Annotated in this window: 20 protein-coding genes; 6 read left to right on the forward strand and 14 right to left on the reverse strand. The window is 68.4% G+C overall.

Annotation, left to right across the window (positions count from 1 at the left end):
- Nucleotides 1-32 precede the first annotated feature (32 nt).
- Nucleotides 33-707: a hypothetical protein gene (locus JOD54_RS21535; protein ID WP_204452505.1), complete on the reverse strand. Its 675-nt coding sequence runs from the start codon at nucleotides 705-707 to the stop codon at nucleotides 33-35.
- Between the two features lie 733 nt (nucleotides 708-1,440).
- The gene (locus JOD54_RS35700) at nucleotides 1,441-3,801 is read right to left on the reverse strand and encodes a glycohydrolase toxin TNT-related protein (RefSeq protein ID WP_204452507.1); all 2,361 of its coding nucleotides are present in this window, start codon (nucleotides 3,799-3,801) and stop codon (nucleotides 1,441-1,443) included.
- 83 nt (nucleotides 3,802-3,884) lie between these two features.
- Here JOD54_RS35700 and JOD54_RS21545 point away from each other — a divergent pair, with 83 nt between their 5' ends.
- Nucleotides 3,885-4,361 carry a hypothetical protein gene (locus JOD54_RS21545; RefSeq protein ID WP_204452509.1) on the forward strand — a complete coding sequence of 159 codons (477 nt, stop codon included), beginning with the start codon at nucleotides 3,885-3,887 and terminating at the stop codon, nucleotides 4,359-4,361.
- A gap of 5 nt (nucleotides 4,362-4,366) precedes the next feature.
- On the opposite strand, the gene JOD54_RS21550 is transcribed toward JOD54_RS21545, so the two are convergent.
- A complete protein-coding gene (locus JOD54_RS21550) occupies nucleotides 4,367-6,007 on the reverse strand; it encodes a DUF8616 domain-containing protein (RefSeq protein WP_204452511.1) in 1,641 nt (546 codons plus the stop codon).
- Nucleotides 6,008-7,337: 1,330 nt separating this feature from the next.
- Here JOD54_RS21550 and JOD54_RS21555 point away from each other — a divergent pair.
- Nucleotides 7,338-7,781, forward strand: coding sequence for a hypothetical protein (locus JOD54_RS21555; protein ID WP_204452513.1), 444 nt, complete (start codon nucleotides 7,338-7,340; stop codon nucleotides 7,779-7,781).
- On the opposite strand, the gene JOD54_RS21560 is transcribed toward JOD54_RS21555, so the two are convergent.
- Nucleotides 7,747-8,580, reverse strand: coding sequence for a WXG100 family type VII secretion target (locus JOD54_RS21560; RefSeq protein WP_204452515.1), 834 nt, complete (start codon nucleotides 8,578-8,580; stop codon nucleotides 7,747-7,749). The two genes, JOD54_RS21555 and JOD54_RS21560, sit on opposite strands and share 35 nt — an antisense overlap.
- A 16-nt stretch (nucleotides 8,581-8,596) precedes the next feature.
- Complete coding sequence (locus JOD54_RS21565; RefSeq protein ID WP_204452517.1) at nucleotides 8,597-9,094, reverse strand: YbaB/EbfC family nucleoid-associated protein; 498 nt, start codon at nucleotides 9,092-9,094, stop codon at nucleotides 8,597-8,599.
- A 136-nt stretch (nucleotides 9,095-9,230) separates the two neighbouring features.
- Between JOD54_RS21565 and JOD54_RS36050 the strand changes: the two genes are divergently transcribed.
- Entirely contained in the window at nucleotides 9,231-9,374 is a 144-nt protein-coding gene (locus tag JOD54_RS36050; RefSeq protein ID WP_372440328.1) for a NucA/NucB deoxyribonuclease domain-containing protein, read from the forward strand.
- A gap of 103 nt (nucleotides 9,375-9,477) precedes the next feature.
- Here the strand turns inward: JOD54_RS36050 and JOD54_RS21570 are convergent, their stop codons facing one another.
- A complete protein-coding gene (locus tag JOD54_RS21570) occupies nucleotides 9,478-9,747 on the reverse strand; it encodes an NUDIX domain-containing protein (protein ID WP_204452519.1) in 270 nt (89 codons plus the stop codon).
- Nucleotides 9,748-9,880: 133 nt separating this feature from the next.
- On the opposite strand from JOD54_RS21570, the gene JOD54_RS21575 reads away from it, so the two are divergent.
- Nucleotides 9,881-10,513 carry a hypothetical protein gene (locus tag JOD54_RS21575; protein ID WP_239573461.1) on the forward strand — a complete coding sequence of 211 codons (633 nt, stop codon included), beginning with the start codon at nucleotides 9,881-9,883 and terminating at the stop codon, nucleotides 10,511-10,513.
- 387 nt (nucleotides 10,514-10,900) lie between these two features.
- On the opposite strand, the gene JOD54_RS21580 is transcribed toward JOD54_RS21575, so the two are convergent.
- From JOD54_RS21580 to cas3, 7 genes are all read right to left on the reverse strand, one after another.
- The gene (locus tag JOD54_RS21580) at nucleotides 10,901-12,058 is read right to left on the reverse strand and encodes a hypothetical protein (protein WP_204452521.1); all 1,158 of its coding nucleotides are present in this window, start codon (nucleotides 12,056-12,058) and stop codon (nucleotides 10,901-10,903) included.
- A gap of 497 nt (nucleotides 12,059-12,555) precedes the next feature.
- A complete protein-coding gene (gene cas6e / locus JOD54_RS21585; protein WP_204452523.1) occupies nucleotides 12,556-13,206 on the reverse strand; it encodes a type I-E CRISPR-associated protein Cas6/Cse3/CasE in 651 nt (216 codons plus the stop codon).
- The gene (gene cas5e, locus JOD54_RS21590; protein WP_204452525.1) at nucleotides 13,187-13,957 is read right to left on the reverse strand and encodes a type I-E CRISPR-associated protein Cas5/CasD; all 771 of its coding nucleotides are present in this window, start codon (nucleotides 13,955-13,957) and stop codon (nucleotides 13,187-13,189) included. The genes cas6e and cas5e overlap by 20 nt, the downstream gene beginning before the upstream one ends.
- Nucleotides 13,954-15,159: a type I-E CRISPR-associated protein Cas7/Cse4/CasC gene (gene cas7e, locus JOD54_RS21595; protein WP_204452527.1), complete on the reverse strand. Its 1,206-nt coding sequence runs from the start codon at nucleotides 15,157-15,159 to the stop codon at nucleotides 13,954-13,956. Before cas7e ends, cas5e begins: the two co-directional genes overlap by 4 nt.
- 49 nt (nucleotides 15,160-15,208) lie before the next feature.
- On the reverse strand, nucleotides 15,209-15,745 hold the full coding sequence (gene casB / locus JOD54_RS21600) for a type I-E CRISPR-associated protein Cse2/CasB (RefSeq protein ID WP_204452529.1): 537 nt from the start codon (nucleotides 15,743-15,745) through the stop codon (nucleotides 15,209-15,211).
- Complete coding sequence (casA, locus tag JOD54_RS21605) at nucleotides 15,745-17,331, reverse strand: type I-E CRISPR-associated protein Cse1/CasA (protein ID WP_204452531.1); 1,587 nt, start codon at nucleotides 17,329-17,331, stop codon at nucleotides 15,745-15,747. The genes casB and casA overlap by 1 nt, the downstream gene beginning before the upstream one ends.
- Nucleotides 17,331-19,943 (reverse strand): CRISPR-associated helicase Cas3', encoded by a 2,613-nt coding sequence (gene cas3 / locus JOD54_RS21610; RefSeq protein ID WP_204452534.1) that lies wholly within the window; start codon nucleotides 19,941-19,943, stop codon nucleotides 17,331-17,333. Before cas3 ends, casA begins: the two co-directional genes overlap by 1 nt.
- A gap of 115 nt (nucleotides 19,944-20,058) precedes the next feature.
- Between cas3 and JOD54_RS21615 the strand changes: the two genes are divergently transcribed.
- Nucleotides 20,059-20,544: an NUDIX domain-containing protein gene (locus JOD54_RS21615; protein WP_204452536.1), complete on the forward strand. Its 486-nt coding sequence runs from the start codon at nucleotides 20,059-20,061 to the stop codon at nucleotides 20,542-20,544.
- A gap of 819 nt (nucleotides 20,545-21,363) precedes the next feature.
- The gene (locus tag JOD54_RS21620; protein ID WP_204452539.1) at nucleotides 21,364-22,047 is read left to right on the forward strand and encodes a DUF1990 family protein; all 684 of its coding nucleotides are present in this window, start codon (nucleotides 21,364-21,366) and stop codon (nucleotides 22,045-22,047) included.
- Nucleotides 22,048-22,068: 21 nt separating this feature from the next.
- Here JOD54_RS21620 and JOD54_RS21625 read toward each other — a convergent pair whose 3' ends face one another.
- Nucleotides 22,069-25,206 (reverse strand): AfsR/SARP family transcriptional regulator, encoded by a 3,138-nt coding sequence (locus JOD54_RS21625; protein WP_204452541.1) that lies wholly within the window; start codon nucleotides 25,204-25,206, stop codon nucleotides 22,069-22,071.
- Between the last annotated feature and the right edge of the window lie 2 nt (nucleotides 25,207-25,208).

The following is a 25,208-nucleotide window of genomic DNA, read 5'->3' on the forward strand; positions in this document are numbered from 1 at the left end:
CCCTCCCCTTCCTATCTTCGGCCGGTCGCGGTTCAGACCAGCCGCCACCAGCCGTCGCACACCGTCTCCTTAACTGCGACCGCGGTGTGCCGATACCCGTCGGACCGCACCCGGCAGTACCCGTCGTCAACGACCCGCTTCACCGCGTCGGACAGCACCACCGCCAGGCAGGCCACCGGATCCCGCTCCAGCGCCGCCTTCACCTCCGCCGCGTCCACCAACCGCGCCGCATGCACCATGGCGGAGCCAGACCACTCCGCACCCACCCGATCCAAGTGTCCAATATGGACAGCCGCGCGCAGATCAATCCGATACGCCTCACTCGCGGCCACGTTGTGCTCGCGCAAGGCCGCCGCCACCGCCTCGACAAAGGTGTCCAACACCGCAACCACCGACACCGTCCCCGGCATCACAACAACCAGCCCATCCCCCCGATCGAACGTCTCGTCACCCACCCCAAGCGCCGCCGTCCCGGCTCGCACGCACCCGGCCACCCCCTGCCGCATATGCCGCTGCCCCACGCTGTCCCGCCGCCCCGACCCCTGCACATCGAGGTTCACCACAACCCGATGCGCCGCCACCACGTCGTCCCGTTGGTCGGGCTCGCCTGCCATCCCACCCATCTGGGCGAAGACATGATTCCCCGCCGCCAGCTGCCCGTTGACGTTCCCACCGACCGACACCCGAACCTCACCCTGCCCGTGCATCCCCACGCCCCCTCATCCGCCAGCACACCCGCGACAACAGCAGTTGTACCGGCGCGTGCGGCACGGCAATACGCCAATTGGCACATCACCGGGGGACTACGACAGCTTTGGAACCGCAAGCGAGCGTCGACACACCGGGAGGTTCCGAACCGTCGGATGGCGCGTCATCCTGCATGGCGCGACGACTGACTCATGGCGGAGGCTGTCGATTGGTAAAGTCCCTGCTCGTGCAAGGCAGCATCGGCCCCCACGGGCCAGTGAGGATCGCAGCACCGACCCTCCCGGGTTGGTGAGGATCGCAACCTCCAGCATGTCTCGGTCCACGCCGGGCATGGAGTCCTCGGGCAGCACCGACCCACTTGGGCGGTGAGGATCGCAACCGGCCTATCCAAGAAGCCGCCGCCAGCGCCTACGAGGCAGCACCGACACACTCGGGTCGGTGAGGATCGCAACGCCCAAGCAGTGCCCCGTCCACGCCGGAGCCATCACGAGCAGCACCGGCCCACCCCGCCGGTGAGGATCGCAACCGCGTGGGCTGGGCCTACGCGCACGCCGCCGGTCGCAGCACTGGCCTGCCCGTGCCAGGTGAGGATCGCAACATCGTGCAGGGTGGCAGGGGCGACTCCACTCCACGAGTGGCACTGGCCCACCCGGGCCGGCGGGGGATCGCAACCTCGACGACCAGACCTCCCTGTGCGGCGGCGGCACCGGCCTACCTGGGCTGCGGAGGCCGCTAGTCGATCACCCGGTCGAGTGAGGTGGCGGGCAGCTCCGCGCAGGGCTGGCCGCCGAGGTTGATTACCAGTGTCGCCTCGGCGAGCACCGGTAGCAGCTCCCGGCCGGTGGCCACGGTGGTCCGCGTTCCGGCGGGTACGTACCGTGGCGTGCTGTAGCAGGGCAGGTACGGCTCCACCCCGGTCGTGTTCGTGATCACCTGGGGCTGTCCGGACTCGTCGACCTGCACGAGGAGCTGCGTGTCCAGGGCCGCGCGGGCCAGGTCCAGCCACGACAGCCACCGCGCGGCGAAGTACCCGAGCACCGCCTCGAAGTCCGACAGCGGCTCCGGGTAGCCCCGGCGGCGCGGTGACGGTCGGTAGCCGACGTTGAGGTGCTGTTCACCGGTGAGGTGACCGTCCGGCCCGACCCGGTAGTGGCCCAGCACGGCGACGTCGGGCGGGCCCTCGGGGAAGAACCGGGGGTTGAGGTCGGGGTCGACGCACGGTACCCACCCGTCGGGTGTGCGGGCCGCCTCGGCGATCAGGGCGTCGGTGACCGGGGGGAGACCAGGGTTGATCATCTCCTCGATCTCGCCCATGACGAGGTACGCGGCGAACGCCTCGGGCAGCACGTACAGCCGTCCGCCCGACGGCGACACCGCCGTCGCCACCCGCCACGACCCGGGCAGCACGTACCGGTGGTACTCGCGCTCGGCGTGCTCGGGTGGCAGGTCCCGCTGCTCGAACGGGGTGTCGGCGGCGTACGCGGTGTTGCCGTCCGGGGTGCCGTACCGGTCGATCTCCAGGTCGTGGGTCAGTGTCACGGCCACCTCGGCGTAATCGCTCAGTGGCGGGTCCTCCTCGGAGCGCGTCTGGTGGGGGGACAGCCAGTGCGGCAACTCCTCGTCCAGGTCGTAGCGCAGCGTGCCCTTGTTGACCTGCAGCTGCCCTATCAGGTAGGCGGCGGCGTCGCGCGGGTCCGCGAACCGCACGAGGAGACGGCGCTCGCGACCCTCGGCCCGGTAGACGACGAACCACTCGTCGTCGCGGACCATGCACCAGGCCTCGTCGGTGTGCTCGTCGATGGCGACGAACCGGGGGCTGATCAGGAACTCCCGCATCGCCTCGCGGAGCGTGACGAGCGCTTCGTCGATCGCGTGCCTGCCCCGCTGCTCGTTGTCGTACCGCCCCATCGCGAGATCGGCCGCGCGGGCCATGGCCAGCGAGGGCACCTGGTCGGGCAACGTGTAGCGGCGCTGGCGGATGTGGTCGACGAGCGCGAGCGTGGGCGGGATGTCGTGGTGCTGCAGGTAGTACGGCACAGAGCCGTGCCACACCCACACGCCGTCGGTGTGATAACCGCGCGGCACGACCGGCTCGTCGTCGTCGCCGAGTTCGTCGACACTGAAGCTGCGGGACGTGATCGCCCGCGGCGCGTCGCGGAGGTAGTCGAGGATGGCGACGCTCTCGACAGAATCGATCACCGGCCGGTAGGCGACCGGGCGGCCGTCCGCGTCCACACCGTCGAAGATCGGGGCGATCAGCGCGATCGGCTCCTTCCTCTTCGACGGGAGGTTCCGGCCGCTGAGCGTCCAGGCCAGGCCGAAGCGCTGCACTTTCGCCGCCGCCTCGTACAACCAGGGGAAGATCGCCTCGGTCGGCCGCGGGAGCAGACGCAGTTCGTCGGCGAAGTTCTCCAGCTCGTCGCGGAAGGTGATCGGGGTGACCCACTCCTGCTTCGCCTCGATGTCGAACCGGTGCCGCGCGTCGCCATCGGCGGTGAAGTGGAATGACGCGGTGGACCACACCCCCGTCGCGGTGTTGTACTCGCGCATCCGCAGGCGGTGCAGCCATTGGCCGACCAGCGGGGGAGGGGCCCACCACCGGCGCTCGCCGTCGGGGAGTGTCACCCGCGCTTCGATCTCCATGCGCCGAACGGTGGCGCGGCAGTCGATCGACAGCTCGCGCCAGCCTTCCGGGGCGAGCTTCGGCAGCTCGGCGGAGACTGTGGGCAGTAGCGATTCGTGTTTGCTGGACCGCCAGTGTCCCTCGACCACTGGCGGGTACTGCGGCCACCGCGTCCCCGATGGCTCGACTTCTCGCACCTGGACGAGCCGTTCGTCGGCCAGGTGTCCGACCATCGGGTCGAGGTCGGTGCGCTCGGGGGCCTCGCCCTCGACCAACCGCCACGTCGTGGTCGACACGATCGACTCGAAGATCGTCTTCGGCACCCGCCGCCGCGGCAGGCCCTCCACATCCGACGATGACCAGTGCGGGTCGAGACTCGTCCCGTGCTCCAGGTAGGTGGTCGCGCCGGGGCCGGGCTGGAAGCGCACCGCCTCCGCGCCCCGGATGGCGATGTCGAACGACTCACTCACGACCGAATCTCCCCTGCGGTGACTGCGTCCGCCGATACTATCGTCGGTACCGGTATCGGGCGGCGGAACGACGAGGTGTGGTGATGGGGCGGGACCACCGCGATGTGGTGACCAAGCAACAGGGCACCCAACACCGGATGATCTTGCGTTACGAGCACGAGAGGGGCAGCGCGGACGCATACTGCTTGGCGCGTCTCGTGGTTCGTGATTCGCTGCCGCCCGTGGCTGTGCTGACCGCGTTTCGCCATCGTGACAGGCCCCCTGCTCTTGGCTACTCCGGTCGACCTGCGGATGCGTTGCGGGTAGCCGTTGGTGATTCGATCGCCATCGACTGGGGCCAGGTGGTGTGGGCGTATCACTTCGGGGAGTTCTCCGATTTCTACATCGAAGGCGCCCCGGAGAACTTCGTGGTCGACGAGTTGGTGTTCTTCAACGGTCACTATCACAGTGACCTCGACACGTGCGTGGTCTACACCCCTGGGGAGTTCTTCGAGCGCTACGGGGAACTCGGCCTGGACCCGGTGCCCGACGTCGTGCAGGCCCTTGGGTGGAGGTTCTGACACCGTCATCGCCGCACTACCCGCCACGGTGGTAGGTCAGGGGCAACGTCCCGATGTACCAACCTGTCCAGCAGGACCGCCATCTCCACGGGGCCGATTCCGCCCGGTACAGGGGTGACAAGGCGGGGAACTTCCGACACCTCATGCTGTACGTCGCTGAGCACGGTTGTGCTACCGAGTTGCGGCACGAAGCCCGAGTCCACAACAAGTAGGTGCCCTTCGTGGATGTGTTCAGGCCCGAGGACCCGCGGGCTGCCAGTCACCGAGATGACGATGTCGGCATCTCGAACCTGCCGCAGGTCGTCACCGAAGTCGAGCTTCATCAGGGTGGCGCCGTGGCTTTCCAGCAATCGCACTACGCCGCGACCTACGAATCCGCCCGATCCCACTACGGCGATGGCCGGCCGGTCAGCCAGGAACGGCTCGACCACCCGCGCGATACCGTCGGCGGTCGCGCAGGCGTCATGCGGCGACTCGGTTTTGGTTCCATGCAATAGTGCATCGATGTCCTTGTCCGCCTTGATCCGCTCCACAAGGGGTTGCATCGTCGGTCCGACGGGCATCTGGACGATGATGCCGCTGACCTTGTCGTCGTCGTTGTACTGCGCCAGTAGTTCCTTGAGTCGGGACGGTGGTGTGTCTGCTGGGAGCACGTGGTGGTCGACCTGGTAGCCGAGGGCGCCGATGTTCTTTTCCTTCTGCACCGCCGATGCGCGGGAAGCGTCCATTTTGGTCTTCCAGCCGTCGGTCTCCGAGTCGGCTGCCTCGAAGCGGATGACCGCGACCTTCTTTTCCTGCTTGACGATGGTGTCGCGGTAGTCGCGGACGTACTCGTCGCGGACGTCCTTGAGGATCGAGCGGCCGGAGACCTGGTTGGGTTCGAGGACCTTGAGCTCGGAGACGACCTCGCCGCGCTGGGTGGCGCTCTCGGGGGCCGTCGCGGGCAGGTCGTCGCCCCAGGTGGGGTGGTGGCCGGGTGGGTTGGGCGACTCGTGGACGGTGTGCTGACCATCCGGGCCGTAGGTGTGCCACTCGCCGTTGGGGGGCCAGCCCGGGTGGTCACCGGCGGGGCCGCCTTGGGCGCTGGAGGCGAAGAGGTTGCCGTCGTAGTCGACCCAGGCGTCGGTGTTGGGTGCGGTGACGGGCACACCCAGCTCCCTGGCCAGCCGCGCGGCGAACCCGTCCGGTGTCCGGCCCGTCTGGCAGCTGGTGAGGGTGATCGGCGTCTTGCCGTCCCAGTCGGGGTTGGCGCGCAGGACGTCGGCGATGTCGCGGACGCCGAGGTTGGACCGGCCGATCCGCACGTCGCCGCTCGCGCCGTGCATGTCGACGACGAACTGGCCGGGGATCTTGCGCAGCTGGTTGGCGGTGTGCCGCTCGTTGCTGTCCGTGCCGATGAACATCGACATGCCCGCGGCCGTGGCCCCCATGCCGGGCCGGTGCTGGTCCAGCCGTTCGTCCGGCAGCGGGGCGAGCCGTTGGGACAGCGGCTTGGCAGGCCGGGGCTCCTGCAGCCGCGCCCGGGTGTCCGGCGCCCGGTGCTCGAGAGCCTGCTCGTGGTGACGCGGACGCGGGTCGGCGCCGGTCGGCCCGAACGACGGCTGACCGTGACGGTCTGGCGCTTGGTGGTGCTCGGCACCGGGCACTTGATCACCCGGCGGTCGACCGTGGGGACCGAACGCCCCGGGGTTCGTGTGTCCCGGGGGCGCGTGCCGGGGATCCGGTGGGACCGGGCCGCCCATCGGGTGCCTCGGGGGAGCCCCGTCGTGCCGTTGCGGGAACCGCGGGTCATGCGGACCGGTCCCGGACCACGTCCCGCCCGGGTGTCGTGGTCTACCGCTCGGTCCGGATGGGTGCTGCGGGAACCGATCACCCGGCGGCGGCCCCTGCGGTGGGCGAGCACCGCCACGCGCAGGCCCGTTGGCGGGGACCGGCCCGCGAGCGTGCGTGAACGGCCCGCTGGCAGGCGGCGGTGTCCCGTACGGCGGACCACCCTGCGGCGGACGACCGCCATCTCGAGGTGCCTGCCCACCGGCTGGCGGAGTTCTGTGCGGAGCCGTACCGGGGTGCGGTCGATGAGGTACGGGTCTGCTGGCGGGGGGCGTGCCGTGCCGGGCCGGGGGTGGTCCAGCTGGTCGTGCGCCGTGTGGGGATTGGCTCCCATCGCGTGGTGGCGCTCCACCAGGGGACGTCGTCCCGTACGGCGTGGGTCCGGTGTGCGGCGGGCGACCGGCCGGAGGTGTGCCGTGGGTCGGCTGGCCGCGGTCGCGAGGTGTCGGACCGGTGGCCGGGGGCGCGCCATAGGGAGGCTGACCGCCGCGCGCGTGTGGTCCGGCCGGTGCGTTGTGCGCGGGTCCGCGGCCGTCGGGGGATACCGGTCGGCCGGTTGTGGGCGTCCCACGGTTCGGATGACCGCCGTGGGCAGCGGGTCCGCTCTGGGGTGGATGACCGCCGCTGCCGCGCGTTGTTGTCGGGACGCCAGGGGCGGAGCGGCCGCCACCGGGCCCGGCCGGAGGTTGGGCACCGGCGCGGGAAAGCGGCCCGGGGCCTTGGGGGTGTGGTCGGCCTGCCTGGGGTGTACCGGGTTGCGGTCGGCCGCCTTGGGGTGCCGGTCCGCCGGGCACGCGTTGGGGATTGCTTCCGGGGCCGGGTGTGCCGCTGGAGCGCTGGGGGAATGCTTGTGGCGCCGGTCGAGGGGCCGCAGGCAGCGGTCTGGTGGCGCCGTCGGTGCGGAGGGCGCCATCGCCGACTCGCGGGAGTGGACGTGTCGGGGAGTGCTGCCGCCCGGCGTCGGGAGTAGCTGGGCCTGGGGCCTGGACGCGCGGCGGGGGCGCCACCGTGGGGCGGGTGCCGGTTGTCGGCGGCGTGCTGGTGCCCAGCGGTGTCGGTCGGCTGGGGGCGGAGGTGGGCGCCGGGCCGGACCGACCGGTGGGGGACTGGGTTCGTTGCGGTAGCGCCGGTGTCTTTGGGGCGGAGGTGACGCGGCGCATCGAGTCGGCGGAGGAGCGGTCGGTGCCGCGGGTGGCCTGGGCGGTCGCCTTGGTCTTCGCGCCCGCGTGGTCGGCCGCGGTGGCCGCCTGGTCGGCGCCGGTGCGAGCGGTGGCGATGGCGCGGTCCGCGTGGACCATCGCGACCTGGCCGAAGACGCCCGCGCCGCCCTGGCTGGCCGAGATGTTGAGCTTCGACGCGACAGCCGAGCGCAGTTGCTGGCCCCGGTCGGTGATGCGGCCGCCCAGGTTCTCGACCGCGTCGGTGTCCATCCGCGTGCCGCGGCCCGCGGGTGCGCCGCCGGGGGAGGAGGACGGTGTGGGAGGTGGGGATGACGGTGGGCTGTCGTGCCCGCCGTGGTGCGCGGACGAGCCGCGGCCGGTGCGGGGACGGGTCATCAGGTGGCGGTCTGCGGCACGTCATAGGGCTTGACGGCGTCGTAGGCGGACTTGGCGTAGCCGCCGTACTCCGCGAACCGCTCCAGCCCCTTGACCAGGTCCTCCATCTTGTGAGCGAGCTTCGCCAGCCGACCGCCCATGCGCCCCATCGCCGCGCCGAGCTTGGACAGTCGAGTGGCCATCTTCGTCGCCAGCATGGCGGCGCGGCCGCCGGCGTAACCCGCGAACGCCGCGATCGATCCGCCGAAGCTCACCACCGCGGACGCCGCGGCGATCAACGCGCCGGTGATCAGCTCGCCGACGAGGTCGGAGATCCAGCCGAACACCAGCGACCGCAGCTCGCACACCAGCGCCCCCGACAGCGCGTAGATCGCTGCCGTTCCGTCCATAGTGGACCCCAGCGCCTCGTACTCGCCCGCCATGCGGTCCATCTCGGCGCGGAAGGTGTCGCCGGAGTCGCCTTCCCAGTCCGGCACGGTGCCCAGGTCGCGGCGGTGTTCCTCGGCGATCATCTTCATCTCGACGGCGGCCTGCTTGAGCTGGTCGACATTGGCGTTGATCTCGTCGGGGTCGCCCAGCAGGGCGTCGAGCGGCTCGCGGATGAAGTCGATGTGCTCCAGCAGCCAGCCCACACCCGCGGACGCCAACGCGCCCAACGGATTGGCCGCCAACCCGACGACGTCGACCACCACGCCCGCGCCGCCGAGCGCGACATCGATCACGTCGACGCCCTCGCCCTCGGACTCCGCGGTCAGCGAGTCGACGAAGCCGTTGACACTGTCGACGACGCCCGCGCCGGTCGACCAGGTGGTGGTGCTGTTCTCCTCGGACACCGTGGTTCCCCGCGATTCACTTGCTCTGGTAGATGGAGTCGCCGCTGTAGTCGTCGGGCTCATCGTCCGGCGGGCGCTGGGTCGGCGGCCTGCGCGGCGGCTGCGGCCGCGCAGGCGGCTCGTCGACCTCCGGCGTGATGTAGGTCCGCCCGCGCGGGCGCTCCTCGGCGACCGGCTCGGGCAGGTACTCGGTGATGACCCGGTAGGTCTCGGAATCCGTGCCCCCCACCGCGCCGAACGTCTCCGCGACCAGCACGGCCGCCTGCCGCTGCGCTTGGCGCGCGGTGGCGGTGATCTCGGCGGCGAGTTGGGTGTGCGACAGGCGCATGGCCTCGGGGGTGAGCTTGAGCTCGGTCAACGCACCGTTGGGCGCCACCGTGACGGTGACCACCCCGTCCTTGGACGTAGCCGTTCCGTGCGCCGTCGCCAGCCCCTCCCGAACCACCGCCGCCTTGCGCTGAGCGTCCGCGATCCTCGCGTCGAACTCCCGCATCCACTCGTCGGGCGTCTTCACCTTGATCCCCCTGTACAACAACCGGCGGCGTGCAGCATCGCACAGCCACCCTCCCGGCGAAGCCAGAATGGCCGCACTCGCCCGTTCAGACGGTGAACCTGGTGTCGGCCAGTGGGATCGCGGGCGTACCTGAACTGTGGGCGACGCGGCGAAGCAAGCCGCCAATCGCGCCGCGGCGTGTGGGCGGTTCGTGCCGAAGAATGGGGGGAGTTGCGACGAGTACAGCTTCGCGACCACGGACGAGGGCGGTTCCGGTGCACGCATCGAGGGGTCCCGTTGAGGGAGCAACGGTGTCAGGGCGGGGCGGTCAGCTCCGGATACGCTAAAGCCGAGGTCGACCAGGGAGACAGGTTTCTAGTGGTCATCGCCAGTCCGGCCCAGGTTTAGTCGAAGTGGCCGAGGTATGCGCCGATGGCCGACACGGCCAGGCCTGCCTCCTCGGTCACTTCGCGCGCGAGCGCCACGTCGAGCGTCTCGTCCGGTTCGACCTTGCCGCTGGGCAGCTCGTAGATGCGGCCCATGAAGTCGTCGCCCGGCCGCTTCAGCAGTAGGACGCGCTCCTCGTGGGTGATCACTGCCCCGACCACTAGCTGCTGCACGCCGTCGGCGTCGGCGGTGCTTGCCAGGTCGATGAGCTGCTGGGTGTCGATCACGTGTCAGATCCCTTTCAGTCAGGGCCGCGCTATTCACACTTCTCCCATCGAGTTGTTTCCCTGCGTGAATAGTGGAATAGGTCAGCGGTCGAAGGAACTCTGCGGATGTCAACCCCTGTGCTACGTTCCAAGAATGCGCGTAGCGTCGAAGTCGATAAATGTCCCATTTGTCAGGGCGCTGGCCGCGGGTGCGGTGGCGGTGTCGTTGTTCACGCCGGGGGCGGTCGCGGAGGCGGCCGGGCCGCAGTACCGCGGGGTCTACGAGTGCGCGGGCCCGTCGATCGACCGGTACCAGCAGTGGCTGGCCTCCGGCGAGGGCACCACTGTCCCGGCCACCGGCAGTCTGCTCGTCCGCGAAGGCCGCGGCTACGCCGCCAAGGTCACCTTCCTCAAGGACGAGTGGCACGTCGCCGTGGTCTGGCTGGGAAACCAGTTCGAGGCGCAGGCCGACCTGTCGGAGTCGTCCGGGTTCTGGATGACCTACAGCGCCACCGACGACCTCTACCTCCAACTCCGCCCCGCCTCGCACTGGAGCGGTGGCGACAAGTGGCTGACCAAGGTCCCGGCCACCGGCGGCAAACGGGTCACGAAGTTCTTCAGCTTCGCCGCGGACAACTGGACCTGGCTCCCCGAACTCGGCCAGCCTTCCTACTCCTTCGCTTCCGCCCTGGCCGCGGCCCGTGGTTTCGTCTTCGTCGGCAAGACCGCCAACAAGCTCGACTTCCGCGGCCTCCGCATCGACGGCTACCAACCGCCCTGCCGCTGATCGCTACCCGACGAATGGTCCGACCCCACTCCTCTGCTGCCATCGCCACGTACACCGGCATCGCCGCGACCCGGATTCGGTCGTCCCGCGTCGTGTACCCCAGCACCACACACCGCAGCCGCCGCCCTACCTCCGGCCACGGTTCGCCGTCGGGCCGGTCCGTGATGTGGGCGTGGGCCACGAACCCGGGCTCCCCGTCCTCGGACTCCACGATGAGCCCGTACGACGCGTGCCGCTCCACCGTGCAGTGGACGACGTCGAACCTCTTGTGCGCCCGCGTCACGGGAACCGCGCCCCACTCGTTGTCACGTCCCGATTATCCCCGTGGACAGCGAACAACGCCCTCGTCCCGCCCGGGAATCCCCGGGCGGGACGCGAGCTGTCTGATCAGCGCCAGAGCACGCCGCGGGTGACGACCCCCGGGTAGGTGATGCTGCCCATGATGAACCCGTTCGCCGTGAGCTGCCTGGCGTACACCTTGGTCGCACCGCTGGCCGCAGGCGACAGGGGTAGGGTCGTGGCGTTGCCCGCCGGGTCCCACACGATCGCGCGGACCAGCGGGGACAGGTTCTGGAAGCCCACGCTCGTGCCGAGTTCGTCGACGTCGGTCGCGGAGGAGTTTCCGCCGCCCGCCTGCGTGGCCAGCACCTGCGGAATCCCCTGCGGAGTCCACCGAACCGCAGAGATGTTGCCGCCGCTCTTTATGTAGGTACCCGCGATGTTCTGGTTCTCGGTCACCGCCGCCGCGCCGTTGCTCCAACTGGTGTCGTCGGGCGCGCCCAGCGAGGTGATGGTGTCGTCGAGGTTCCAGCGCACCGCGAACCCGTCGGAGCTCCCGACCGCGATCCCGCTCTCGTTGACGTCGGAGATCGTGTCGACGCTGCCCTCGAGCACCGTGGGCAGCACCCGCACCGCACCGTCGGGTGCCCACAGCACGGCACGCGTGCCGATCTCGTCCTGCGGGGTCGCCCGCCCCCAGACGATCCCGCCGTCGGTGATCCCGTCCGCGGCGACGCCCCGGTACCCCGCAGGCACCGCCAGCCTGCTGATCTGCCCGTTCCGGTCCCACCGGACCGCGTTGCGCCACCCGATTTCCAGGTTCCCGGACGCCCCGACCACGACCCCCGCCCGGTTGACCGCGATGGCGCGGCTGCTGTTGTCCTCGGGCAGCACACCGAGGTCCTGCGGTACCGGCCCGTCCCACCGAGTTGCCCGCCACAACCCGCTGTACTCCTGCGCCTCACCCACCACGACCCCGGCGTCGTTGACCGAGTTCGCCCGGCTCCGCTCCCCACCCAACGTCCCGAGGTCAACCGGCGTCGAGTTCCCGTCCCACCGCACAGCCCGCCGCGCCGTTCGGTCGGACCCCGAGCTGTACCCGACCACGACCCCGCTCGCGTTCACATCCGTCGCCAGACTCGCCCGATCTCCGGGCAGCGGAGCCAACTCCACATACGAGTACTCCCGCCCAGCCGCCTCAGCGACCCCAGGCACCAACCCCACCGCCACCACGGCGACGGTCATCGCCAACAAACTCCTGCGCACGACAAACCCCTTCCCCCTCAACTGGTCACCGACGAGGAGCAGGGTTTCGTCCTTTTCCTGGCAGTACCAGGGCATTGCGACCCGATACACGCTGTTCCCTTTGGCCGCCAACATTCTCCACCGAATAGTCGCGTGGTTTGCTGAGGGCCATTGTGGACTGTGCGAACCCGGGCGGGTTCCCTGGTTGCCGCAATCCGAACAAGAAGCGTCCATCCGGGAACACCCCAGGACCGGGTGGTCCGAGCCCAGCCAGGACCACGCCACCGATCGGACGCACGACCACGCCTACCGCAGTTGGACAACGAAGAGACCGAGGTCTATACCACGCATGGCGTGCACGGCGCCCCGATCTCACGTGAAGTCCTGCTAGCGGCAGCGGGCGTCCTCGACCATGGCCAGGTTGATGGCGGCGGGGACTGCAGCACCGCCGAGAGGACTATGGGATCACCAGAGAATCGCAAGCCCCACCGTCGCTCGCCGTATTCGTCTCGGGATGGCTATTCCTGGGCTAGGGGAGCCACGGACAGAAGACCGCAGCCGTAGGAGCGGGCTTTGCCGATGCCGGTGAGGATGGCGGTGCGGGTGGCGTCGGGGTCGGTGATGGTGGCGGTGCCCTCGAAACGGGTGGCTCCGTGCTTTAGGCGCTGGTCGCCGTCGCGGCGTCCGGTGAGCAAGGTTTCCTCGTTGAGCAGCACAGACTGGGTGACCAACCCGGCATCTGTGGAACGTCGCTGCCACCACAGCAGCGCGTCCTCTCCGCGCAGCCAGCGGCGTTGCTTCTTCCCGTCGGGGGTTGTGTGGATGGCGACGGGGTTGGCGACGATGCGGTAGCGGACGGAGAGGTTGTGGTCGAGTCGGTTGAGCAGACCAGTGAGGGGGATCGAGTCGACGATGGCGTAGTCGGTGGGCAGTTGGTCGGGGTCGGGGGGTAGGTCGGCTTGGACGAGCGCCACGGTGCTGCCGTTGTTCTGTTCGACGCGGTAGAGCACGTTGGCGGTGGACCTGCGGTGGTCCCCTTGGAGGCTGGGGAATAGGTCCAGCACGCGCCTGTGCATACGGTGCACGTCCCTCAGATCACGCGCCACTTCTCGGTGGCGCGAGTTGAGGCGTAGACGGATCAGCGTTGTACTAGGGGTGGAGTTGGTCATCTGGACTCCTCAGAGCGGTGGTGAGCGCGTCGAGGTAGGCGCCCCCGTAACCCGCGCAGAGGGTGGCGGGAAGCGCGCGGCGGTAGCGGTGAACGGTTCGGGTGCGGTAGGCGCGGTCGATGGCGTGGAAGGTTTGTGGGTCGTCGGGGACCTCCTCGCTGTGGTTGTTGTGGCCGAAAGGGGCGGTCTCACTGATGAAGTCGACGTCCACTTCGTTGCCTTCGCGCGGTTTGGCGCGTGCCAAGGGCAGCAGGGTCTCCAGCCATTCCGTGCCGTTGTCGACCCTGGCCAACAGCATCGGTCCATCCGGTGGACACGATCGGCGCCCGAGGTAGCCAGCCCAGTGAGGTCGGCGAAGTGCGACCTCGATCTCGTCGAGGAGCGCTGGATCCCTGCTGCCGAGGGCGACGGTGAACACGGCGTCGGCCAGGTAGTGCCGGTTGCTCACAACCGTGCCCTTCCCCTGCGGTCGGTAACCGCCTGAGGAGATCGGAACGGTCTGGTTCGCGGGACGTCCTCCGCCGACGGTGTGGAAGTCGACCAGTTGCTGGCCGGGGCGGTCTACGCGGACGTCGAGGTGCAGTGGGCGGTAGCGGGTCAAGTCTTCGCCGCGTGAACGGTGCTGGGCGGCGGCGATGATCCCGATGATGCCCGAGCGCGTTGGATACGTGTTGGTATCGCGCTCGTTCCACGGCGAGTGAGTTCCCCAGGACTGCAGTGGGCCACCGAAGCGGAGCAGGAGCACGCTCACGCTGCTGCTCCGGCGTGGTTCATCGCCTCGGTGATGAGGTTGTGCAGGCTCTCGTACCGTTCGCCCAGTGCGGTGTGGGCATCTGCGTCGATGCCCGCGTGGCCGTGCCAGACCAGTTCCTCGGTGCCGATGAAGGCGTGCAGTCGGTGGGCGTAGTCGGCCAGCTGTCGCCGTGAAGGTTCGGCGTAGCCACCCCCGTCCGCGTAGCGTGCGGGCTTCTCGAACGCCGCGGCCAACGACAGTGGCTGGTGGCGTACTGCGATGTGGACGAGGTCGGGTCGCGTGACCGCGCCGGTAGTGCGCTGCTTCCCGCTGGGCATCGCGGTGCAGAAGGCCCGCAAGTAGGTGTCGATCGTGCGCAGTGCGTCTTCGGCGGAACCGACGTTGGTCACCAAGTCGGTGATGTTGACGCTGCTGTACCGGTAGAACACCCCCGACGTGAACTCGGCGGTGCTCAAGTGACCAGAGCCGCTGTTCTGCGCGCGGTCGTCGACGGCGGTGAAGAAGTCATAGTCGACCGCGGTCTCGTGGGTCGTGAAAGCGTGCGCGAACAGTACGGCGCCGTCCACCTCGTGCCCGGGCATCTCGGCCAGCATGCGGCCCAGCAGGTTGATCGTGGGTGAGCGGCGCCGCAGGATCTCACTGACAGACTCCGCGGGTAGCACGACCGCCGCCTTGTCCTGCTTCTTCTTCCCACCTTTCGCCTTGCCCTTGCCGGTAGGCGTGGTTTCAGCGTTCTCTGCCTTCTTGTCCTCAAGCTGCGGCAGGGCGGTGGCCTCGATCTCGGCCCGATGTGTCTCACATAGGTCTGCCAGCTCTGCCAGGGTCACGGTGGGGATCCAGAACAGCACTCTGGATAGGTCCGTGATCTCGTCCGGAGTGACGCCGCCCTGCTTGCTGTCGGCGCGCTTGGCCACCGCGTCGGCGCTGAACATCACCGCACGGCCGCCCTTGCGCGCGTTGTCAGCGTCCCACCCCCGCTGTTCGAGCAGCTCGGCGACCGCACCTGCCACCCCGCGGGTTCGGATGGTCGTCTCGCCCAGTTGCTTCTCCACCTCAAAGCGGACAGCCCGCTTCCACGACTGGCTCGACACCCGTGTTCGGGTCTTGCCCCCGTAAACGGTCTCCTTTGGCGAGCCGAGAGCATCGCGGTTGAGGTTGCTGTACGGAACGGACTGCAACGCGTGGATGTCTATGTGCACTGGAAGAACCTTTCGCAGCGGAACGGACTGGACGGGCAACGTCGTGGGCTCAGCGGTCGCCGCCGCCTGGGAGCGAGAGGTAGTAGCTCTGGAGCCAGCGTTTGCGGACGACCGATTGTTGACCGGGCCAGACGATCAGGTCACGAAGCAGGGCGGTGAAATCGACTGGTACCCGGGCCTGACGCAGCGGAACCACGACGTGGACCACCCGTCTGCACACTGTCTCGGCTGTCTGCCTTCCCACTAGATGCACGAGCTTCTCCGTGGTGGAGGCAGCGATGTGCTTGTCCTCACTCGCTTTGGCCAGGGATGCGCCCAAGTTGCGTGGAGGACTGTCCGGCCGTGCTCCCTCCGGAAAGTGCGCCATGAGCGAGGCCACTGTGTACACGCATCGCTCACGATGGCCTGAAGTGTCGTTGCGGCAGAACCTGGCCAGATAGCGGTGCATCGGATCGCACTGGCGGTGCTCAGGGGGGCGGCTCAATCCCGAACGCAGAGCCGTCCTGATCGCTGGGTTCGGGAGATAGTCCTCGACCAACGTGGCCACCACGTCGGACGCGAACTCGCGCAACGGCTTCTCGGGCATCACTGGGGTTCCTTGTCGTTACGGGGTTCCTTCTTCGCCGCGTGGTTGCGCAGGTAGCGGATCACCTGGGCTTGTGCGCGGGCCACCGCCGCCTGGTGCGCGAGGTGATCTGTTGCCTCGGCGACAGCGTCCTCGGCTAGAGCGGTGAAGGCGCGATAGGGCTCTACGAAGTCCCTGGCATGGAACAGTTCCCAGAACCTCTCCTCGGCGCGCGGCCAGTACCAGGTCAGGGCGGCGGCGACCCAGGGTACATCCTTGTCGTCGGGTCGGGAGTTGGCGATCGACAAGGACCGGTACTCCTGCCTGAGCGCGGAACGCAGCACACCCGCGACCGTTTCCGCGGCGGAGCGCAACACGGCAGCCCCGTGCGCGTAGTCGGGATCGTGTTCTTCCAACCAGATGAACAGCGGCGGAGTCGTCGAGGTGATCCACTGTCGGTCGACGGACTTGCGATCCTGGTGGACCCCATGCGCTCGTACCCGAACGTGGTCGCGGACTTCCGGGGGCAAGGTGTGGATACCGGTGACCGTGTCGGGGCGGGTGTGGTCCTCGGAGTCGGCCAGCAGGGCGTCCAGGTCCCGCCACAACGCGCGGGTGGCGTCTGCTCGACGGTCCTTCCACTCGCCTTGCTTCGTACGTTCGCGGATGGTGTAGGGATCACGTCCCAGGATCGGCGGGTGGGGTTCCTTGAAAGCCCAGGTAATGCGGGCATCGACGACCGTGTCGCCGCTGGGGTCGGGGTGCAGCAGTACCGCGTGCCTGCTGCGTCCGAGCAGCAGCCCTGCGGGAGAGGTGACAGGAGGGGGAGGGGCCAAAGGGTCGGGCGGGCCCTCGCGCTCCCACAACGCCACGTCCGTCCCGGGTTCGGGCGCCGCTCCCGGATCCGGTAGCCCGATGACCAGGGTTTCGAACAACGATCTCCCCAACGGGTAGTACGTCAACGCAGCGCGCAACGGACCGGAGCTCATGTACTGGTCTGACACCACATGCCCAGTACCGTCGGCCCTCTGTCGGCTTACCGTCCTTGTACCGCCACCGCCGCCCGGACCGTAGAGGTGGGTGACCAGTAACCACTGGATCGCTTGCGCGGTCGGGATCGCAGGAGCGTGGCCCTTGTGGGTGTGGCGAAACCACACCGGCGAGTTGTCCCGAGGGCGGGTCGGATCGAACCGGTTGACCCCGATCTTGCGCGCCTCGGTCACCAGCCGAATGTCCTGCATCCACGGCCGCACCGGGGAGTACAGGTCCCACCTGTCCTCATACCTGTCGAAGTACTCGTCAACGGCCTCGGTGTCGAACCCCGTGTCCGCGGGGAATGCCGAAGCCCGAGCGAGAGCGAATCGACGCGACTGCCAGTCGCGGTCGTCGCCGGGGACCGTGTGCTGGTCGAGTCGGGTCACGCGCGCGGTGAGCAGGTAGAGAAGGCGCAGGATCGCCGATGCCGCAGGAGGTGTGGGAACTGCGATGTCCCGGAGACGGTGGGCTTGCGACAGCACATCGCGTAGCGACAGCACCTCCAGCTCACCCTCGTGCGAGAGCACCGGGACCCATGGCCGACGATCTACCGGGTAGGTGGGAAGTGTCATCAACTCCCTTTCGTGGTGCGCCGAAGCCCCAGTTCGGGATCCAGCGTCAAGTCCTCGAAGACTGGCGCGGGCAGGACGAGGACATCGCGCAGTACCCCCAGCCGACTCCACTCGCCATGTGAGGTGAGCCGCCCTTTCGCCACCGCATCCCGCACCCACTCCCCGGGGCAGGTCACCGAGTGGTCCATGAATGCCTTGACGCGAGGTGGTTTCGGCCGCGACGTCGTCCACTCGACCTTGTGTTCGGGATCCAGCCAGTTCCTGCCACGGGCATCGGTGTAGCGGGGCACCAGCCGAGCGGTATCGATGCCGAGTCTGGTCGAGACGTCCTGCTCCAAGACCTCGTTGCTGGTCAACTCGAACAGGTCCTTCACCGTGGAGGCAGGGACGACACCTGCCACCGCGGCGAACTGGACTCGGGCGCGGGCTTCGGCGTACTGGGCATTCCACAGGTTTCGCAGATCGGCTGGGACGTCGTCCGCCGTCACGGAGTGCACCTGCTGGACGAGTGCGTCGACGTCACCGGGCACCCGTAGTTCGCCCGGTCGCTCCGACAGGACCACATGCGTTGCCGCCAAGTCGAAACCGTCGTAGACCGAACCCCACTCCTCCGGGAACGGTCTCTCCGCCGCTAAATCCACGGGATCCAGCACCACCAGCCGGGGCCCGAGGCTCCACGAGGGACGATCCGGTGAGCCGTCAGAGAGACGCCGATCATGACGCCAGCACCTACCCAGCCGTTGGATCAGTAGGGCCATTGGCGCGAGGTCAGAGATCATCAGGTCGAAGTCCAGATCCAGGCTCTGCTCGAGGATCTGTGTGGCCACGACGACGGTCGGGCGTTCACGGTCACCACCCTTGCCGAACCGCGACAGCAACCCGCGAGTGATCTCGGCACGCTGGTAGTGGGGGAACCGGGCATGCAGGAGGATCAGGTCGACTCCGGCGGGAAAGTTCTTCCGCAGGGACTCGAAGGTGCGCTGCGCGGAATCGACCGTGTTGCACAGCACCGCCACGGACCCGCCGCGCTTGGCCACCTTGTCGACGTACTCCCGGATTGCCCGCTCCCTCCCTGTTGCTGAGCGATCGTGAGTGCGATGTTCGATGAACGGCCTTGGATGGCGTTCCACTGCCATCGCCTGGGCGGAGTCCTGCCCTGCGGTCAACACCGCGCCCGATCGCCCCACGAAGAACCAGCCTGGGTAGGTCGTCGCTGCCTCACCTGCGGGCGCGGCACCCGCGCCGTCCAGGTAGGCGGCCACGTAGCTGTCGCGGACCTTGGCCGGAAGCGTCGCCGACAGCAGCACCACCGGCACTCCCAGCCGTCCGCACCAGGACAACAAGCCTGCCAGCAGTTCTCGCGTGTACGTGTCGTAGGAGTGGACTTCGTCGATGATGACGGTCTTGTTCGCCAACGCGTGCATCCGCAAGGCGTTGTGCCGCACCCGCAATCCAGCCAGCAAGGCCTGGTCCACGGTGCCAACACACAGACCCGAGAGCAGGGTTGTCCTCGGATCACGCAACCACTCTGTGATGTCGTGATCAGCGACGTACTTGTCGTTGAACCGCGCCATCGAGTGTGCCAAGGTCACCGGCGGCGTCCCCACCGCCACCGCGTCCACGTACTCCTTGAGTCGCGACCAGATCTGATCGGCAGTGGCCATCGTCGGCAACCCCACGAACAGGCCTGTCCGCCCTGTTAACCTCCCCAACGCATGCGCCGCGATGAAGCTCGCCTCCGACTTGCCCACCCCGGTCGGCGCGGCGATAACCAGCAGCCCGGTTTCCCTCGCCCGCGGCACGAACTCCTTGATGATGGACTGCTGCAACGCGTTCGGCTCGAACCCCCAGACTGCCTGTGTGGATACACTCTCAGCGAACACGGGAGTTGACAACCCTACCTCGGCGACACGGCCCCGCACGGCCTTCAGGGTGTTGTCGTACCGGGAAAGGAGGTCTTCCGGTGCGTCGGCTTGCTGACTGCGAATGAACTTCACATCCGACACCAGCCAGTCGGCGACTACCACGATCCCGGTCAACACCACCGCGACCGGCAGCGGCAACCCCGTCGGCAGCGAGGGCTCGCCCAGCACCTCACGGACCGCCGATACCAGCTCTACACGGGCTTGGTGCCACCGGTCGTGTCCCAAACGGCCCACCCGCAGCGGACGCTCCACCTTCTTGGGGCACGGATGCGGGTACTGGCCGTGATGTCCGCCCAGCAACTGGCCAACCCAGTACGCGACCGGCGGCTCGGGGGAGACGCCGTCAGCCACTCGAGGATCCAGAAGCGTTGGCAACGCCCAGTACGCCGCCTCGGCGTGTCCTAGGTACTCGGCGCCGGTCAGCCCTTCCTGAAAGCAGGGAATCGCCTTGCCGACGTCATGCAGCCCGGCCAGCAACGCCACGAACCGCCCGGCCTCATCCTCGGACACCCCGAGTTCGTCCGACACCCACCGCCGCACCCCAGGCGTCACATGCGATTCCCACAGCGCGACGGCAGCAGCAGCGGCGTCCAGCAGGTGGTAGATCAAGGGGTAGTCCTCTGCCAGCCCCTTCCGCTTGCCCCACACTGTCAGATCCACCCAGATCCCCCAGCCGAACTTGATCAACGCTGACGGGTGAGCGTACAGGATACGACGAAGCTGGCTGGGTCTACCCACCGGCTTGGGGCCGATCAGGTTGTGATGTGGGGATAGGTTGCGTTGTGTGACTGGTGGTTCGGTGATGTCTCCGGCTGAGTACGTGGCGTCGTTGCCGCGCAAGCGGATGGCGGCTGGGGTGGTGTTTCGTGATCGCGACGGTCGGGTGTTGTGGGTGGAACCGACCTACAAGCCGAACTGGGAGGTGCCTGGTGGGGTTGTGGAGGCTGGGGAGTCGCCGTGGGAGGCGGCTGGTCGGGAGTTGATGGAGGAGTTGGGGCTGTTGGCTGGTCGGGTGGGGCGGTTGCTGGTGGTTGATCATGTGCACCCTCATGACGACCGGCCTGAGGGGATGGCGTTCCTGTTCGACGGTGGTGTGCTGGTGCAGGCCGATATGGAGGGCGTGAACTTGGCGGACGGGGAGATTCGGTCTGTCCGGTTCATGACAGTGGACGAGGCTCGATCGCGGGTGAAGCCGGTGCTTGCGGGGAGGGTGGCTGCTGCTCTTGACGCCGTGCGGATGGGTAGTACGGCGTTGTGTGAACATGGCGTCCAGATCAACGGTGCGTAGAACCTCCGCACGGTCGGGCAGCGCCCTCGTGCGCCTCTGGGATGGGTGCTCTGGCGCGAATGTGGTGCTTGCCTGCCGTGCGGTTGAGGGAGTCATGGACGCCGTCGGCGAGCCGGTATTCGGCGAGGTCTACGGCTGCCTTGGCGATGGGGGAGTCACGGCGGTAGCCCGCCACTCCGGCTAGCGGCGCGAGATCGGCGACGACCCGGTGGGCGGTGTCGACGCCGTGGGCCTTGACTTCGGCACCCCACAGCTCGGCGTGTGGTCCGTCGTGGTGAGGTGTTCCTGTAGCAATGTCATCCCGTCTCCGTGCAGGATTTGATCTGGGTGGACTACGACCTCGTCTAAACAGCCCCGCTCGCGCGGGGAGCACCGGGTGCCGGTCAGGACCGGCTTGTCGATGTCGGGAACAGCCCCGCTCGCGCGGGGAGCACACTTGTTGACCTGGGATGATGCTAGCCGAGTCGGCGGTTTACATTCACTTTGGCGTCGCAGTCGGTTGCTTGTGTTGGGTGCGGCTGGCACTGGGGCAATGGCGAGTGCAGCACGATGCAAGTTTAGAGCTTGGGAATCGGGCGCACTGGTGGCGATGGCCGCGGACGTCGCGCTGAAGGGTGATGGCTTGGCAGCGGGCCCGCCACCGGTTCCCGGCTGCCGCCACAGCCGTATTGGCACCGGTGGCGGGCCTGCTGGCGTACGGGGTGAGCAATGTGCGTTCACCTGGTGCTCCTCGCCCTCGGAGCGGGACTGGGGGGCCTTTATGCGCCTCGTTTCACACGGTGTGCCCGAGTCGGTCGGTGGGTCTGGGATACTTGAGTGGTGCGCATCCGATGGTCCAGCGATCCGGAGGCACTGTTGGTTGAGCTGGCTGAGCGCCAGATCAACTACGCGGTGGCCGAGGTGGGGTCTGGCTGGTGTCGGGACGATCATGAGCGGCTTCTGGGGTATGAGGAAGCTGGCCCGCCGGTCCTGGGTGGGGTGTTTGCCAGGGCGGTTGAGTTGGTGCGGGGATATGAGTTCGCGCCTCCCGAGTTGATTCGGGGTCACTTTCGGCGGGGATCGGCGTTGTTGGGGCGGGACATGGTGTTGGAGGGCCGCTTTTGCGGTGCTCGGTTTCTGATGGGGGTGCGGGTCACGGCCGTTCTCGACACGGTGGATGCCCAGGTCAGTCGGTGGGGGTGGGCGTATGAGACGTTGGTTGGGCACCTGGAGCGGGGGCGGGTGGATTATGAGGTCAGCAAAGATCACGTGACGGGTGCGGTGCGGTTTCGGGCGCACTCCTACTCGCGACCCTCACACGAGTCACACCCGATCCTCCGCGTCGGCTGGGCCATATTTGGCCGCCGCCTCCAGTTGCGTTTCTACCGGCGGGTGGGCGAACAGATGGCCGCTCTCGCCGCTCACCACACAATCACCACCGCGCCGACTACCCGAATCCACCGGCCACGCCGAGCCCTCACCATTGTCGACGGCGGTAACCGCACACTGTTGCCGGATGGGTGAGGGGCAGCTGGCACGGCTGAGTCATGTTTCGAGGAGTTCTCGTGTTGTCGTGGTGAGGGCGTGGAGGTGGTTCTGCTCGGCGATGATCTGGGCGGAGTTGAGCAGGGAGCGTGCTTCCGGTGTGCGTCCGATGCCGAGGAGGGCGCGTGCTCGGTGGACGCGGAACCAGCCGAGTTGGGCGGGGGCTGTTCGGACGGCGTTGGTGCAGTTGTCCAGAAGCGACAGTGCGGTGGGGAAGTCGTTGGTTGCCAGGGCTAGGCGGGCGCGGAGGGGTTCGACGGGGCCCAGCAGGACGGCTGGCCAGCCTGCTAGGACCAGTTCGCCGGTGTGAGTGGCTAGGAGCTTGTCGGTGGTGTGGCAGAGGTCGTGGAGGTCGGTGGGGAGGTTGTGGTTTCGGGCGAGGCTGTCGATGGTTTCGACGACCAGGGTGAGGACGGTGACGCCGTAGCCGTGGGGTGGGAGGGAGTTCAGGCCGTCCAGGCGGTGGAACAGGGCATGGAGGGCGTCTACGGCGGCGGTGGGGTTGTTGGTTTCGCTGTGGAGGAAGGCGGTCGCGGCCATCCAGACCGGGAAGTACTCGCGTTGCTGCACACCGGTGTCGAGGTCGACGGCGCTCAGGTCGGCCATGCGGCCTTGTTCGCGGCGTAGCCAGAAGACTTGAGCCATCCAGGTTTGGCGCAATGAGTCGCCGATCGTCTGGGTCGCCATGCGGTTGAGGAGGGCTCGACCGGTTCCGAACAGTCGATGTTCGGCGGCAGTCAGGTTTCCCCGCCACAGGTCGAACATCGTATCCATCGTGGACTGCAGCCACGGCATCAGACCGTGCGCTGAGTGGGCGGCGATCTCCCGGTGCCGGGCCGCGGTGGCCTGAGCCTCGTGCAACTCGCCCAAGCGCAGGTGGTCGATGACGGTGGCGATCAGGGCTTCGCCGTGGAAGTGTTCGGGGCCGCCGGAGTAGGCGGCCTGTTCGAGCATCCTGCTGATGTCCCGCAGCTGGTCGGGTGGGGTGAAGTCGTACAGGGCCCAGCGGCACTCGGTCAGCACATCGCAGACGATCTCGGATGGGTCGTCCTGCTTGAGGTCCGCGATCAGGGCGCGGGCTGCTCGTACGCCTGCGGGGACGGTGCCCATGGGCGGTAGAGCCATTGTGGACTTATGGGCCAGATGCGCTCTGACCTGCAGCGACAAGCGTCGGCCCGCCGGGTCAGACACGAGCGGCCAGAGCTCTTCCCGGCTCCTTTCCAGCAATGGCAACAGTTCCTGGTCGGTTCGGCCGGGTGCCGACCAGCGGCGGGCCAGGCGGACTACCGCTGTCGCTCGGCGCAGCGGGTCGTTCACCGCTGTGCGGAAGGCAGCGTGGTACGCCGCCGAGGCCGCGGTCATGTCCGCTTGGCTGTGGTGGACATCCCCTTGCGCCAGGTGCAGCGAGAACCGGAGTTCGGGGTTGCCGGTCATGGCGAGCCCGCGCTGGACGAAGTCGAGCGCCTCTTCATGACTGTGGCGCTCATACGCATCCCAAGCGGCGGCGGACAACGCGCTGGCCACGACGTCGTCCGACAGGTCCGGGTGAGCGGCCAGTGCGTGCCACGCCAAGACCGCGTAGGAGGCGGCAGGGGTCCCGGACAGCACGGTGAAAGCGTTGCGGTGGAGGCGTCGTGAGGTAGCGGCGCGCGTGGCGAGTTCGGTCAGCACGTCGTCGCGGAGTTCGGCGGTGGCGAACTCCACGCGCCCCCGCCTGGCCCGCACCGTGCCGGACCGGGTCGACGCGGCCAGGTACTCGTCGGCCTCGGCCGCGGTCGTGCCGACGACCTGGCCCACCAGCCGCGTGTCGATGGCCAAGTCGACCTCGGTGATCGCGGCCGCCGCCAACCACTCGAACTCGGGTGGACCGGCGACGCTGTCGCAGAGCAGCGCGAACCCGACCCGGTCGCGCGCACACCGCCAAGAAACCTCGTTGATCACGTCCAAGTCGTTCCGCGCCAAGCGGTCCGCTTCCTCGACGACGACCGCGACCGGGCCGCGCCTGGCGACCAGGCGGAGCAGAGCCGCCAGGTCCTCAACCACGCGGGCCGCACCTGGGCTGAACGGACGCGGGTCGACAACGAGTCCGATCGCGGTGGGCGGCTGCTGCCCACGGGTCAGCGGGTCCCGCAAGGTCGCGACCAGGCACTCGGCCAGGATCGTCCGCCACAAGCCAAGTCCACCCGCCACGACGTGCAGGGTTCGAACCCCAGCCGCTGTGGCGATCTCGCGGAGCCGGGGGAAGTCCTGACCGCCAAGGGGATGGTGGCGAACATCCGGCTTGCCCTCGCGCACCGCCGCGATCTGGTCGGCGAACGATCCCGCGGCCTGCTCCGGACTGGTTAGCCGGTTTCTCGGCAGTTGGAGCTGGAACCGGGCGCCGAACTCGTGCAAGGCAACGAGGTCATCGGCCGCACGCGCGATCGTGCTGTAGCCACCGTCGCGGCGGAGCTCTTCGAGCAACTCCACCGGGTCACCGTTGTCGAGCAGAGTCACGATCCGCAGCAACCACAGGTGCTGGTTGCGCGCCAGTCGCGTGCTCTGCTCGAGGTCCGTGGCGAGCCAGTCGAGCACCGCGTGGTCGCCGGTCAGCAGCCCGGCCGTCACCCAGAAGAGCGCGAGTTTGTCCCGCAGGACCTCCAGTTCGGCTCGGGCCCGCTCGCACACGGAGGGCAGATTCGTCTCCCAGTCGATGTCCGGAACGGAAAACGGCCGGTCCGACCACAGGGCAGCGGCCCCTCGCAGCACCTCGACGGCCTCAGCGGTGGCTCCGTCGCCGATGAGCGCCTCCGCATCGGCAAGCGCCGCCTGCAGCCGATAGCGGTCCACCGCCTCGGTCACCGGCACACCGCCAGGGGCGGACTCGAGTCGGTACCCGGCGTACTGCTGTGCGGTCGACACGGTGAGACCGGTACAGCCCAGCGCTTTGCGCAGCTTGGCGACCAGCGGGTACAGCCGCTCGGGCTCCGGCCGGTCCGGCCACAGCGCCCGCGCGAGGACCTGCGCCTCGACCACCCGGCCGCGCTGTTCGGCCGCGAGCACGGCGAGCACCTTCGCCAGTTGCGGCGGCAACGCCATGACCTCGTTGTCCCGCACAAGTCCGACCCGTCCGAGCACCCGAACGTGGAAGTCGACCATGT

Source organism: Actinokineospora baliensis (genome assembly GCF_016907695.1).
Taxonomy (GTDB): domain Bacteria; phylum Actinomycetota; class Actinomycetes; order Mycobacteriales; family Pseudonocardiaceae; genus Actinokineospora; species Actinokineospora baliensis.

Bases quoted from the DNA above. Each gene is read 5' to 3' on its own strand.
- JOD54_RS21535 (WP_204452505.1), bottom strand. From the start codon at position 707: ATGCACGGGCAGGGTGAGGTTCGGGTGTCGGTCGGTGGGAACGTCAAC.
- JOD54_RS21625 (WP_204452541.1), bottom strand. From the start codon at position 25,206: ATGGTCGACTTCCACGTTCGGGTGCTCGGACGGGTCGGACTTGTGCGG.
- JOD54_RS21615 (WP_204452536.1), top strand. From the start codon at position 20,059: ATGTCTCCGGCTGAGTACGTGGCGTCGTTGCCGCGCAAGCGGATGGCG.
- JOD54_RS21545 (WP_204452509.1), top strand. From the start codon at position 3,885: ATGGGGCGGGACCACCGCGATGTGGTGACCAAGCAACAGGGCACCCAA.
- cas6e (WP_204452523.1), bottom strand. From the start codon at position 13,206: ATGACCAACTCCACCCCTAGTACAACGCTGATCCGTCTACGCCTCAAC.
- casA (WP_204452531.1), bottom strand. From the start codon at position 17,331: ATGACACTTCCCACCTACCCGGTAGATCGTCGGCCATGGGTCCCGGTG.
- casB (WP_204452529.1), bottom strand. From the start codon at position 15,745: ATGCCCGAGAAGCCGTTGCGCGAGTTCGCGTCCGACGTGGTGGCCACG.
- JOD54_RS21575 (WP_239573461.1), top strand. From the start codon at position 9,881: ATGCGCGTAGCGTCGAAGTCGATAAATGTCCCATTTGTCAGGGCGCTG.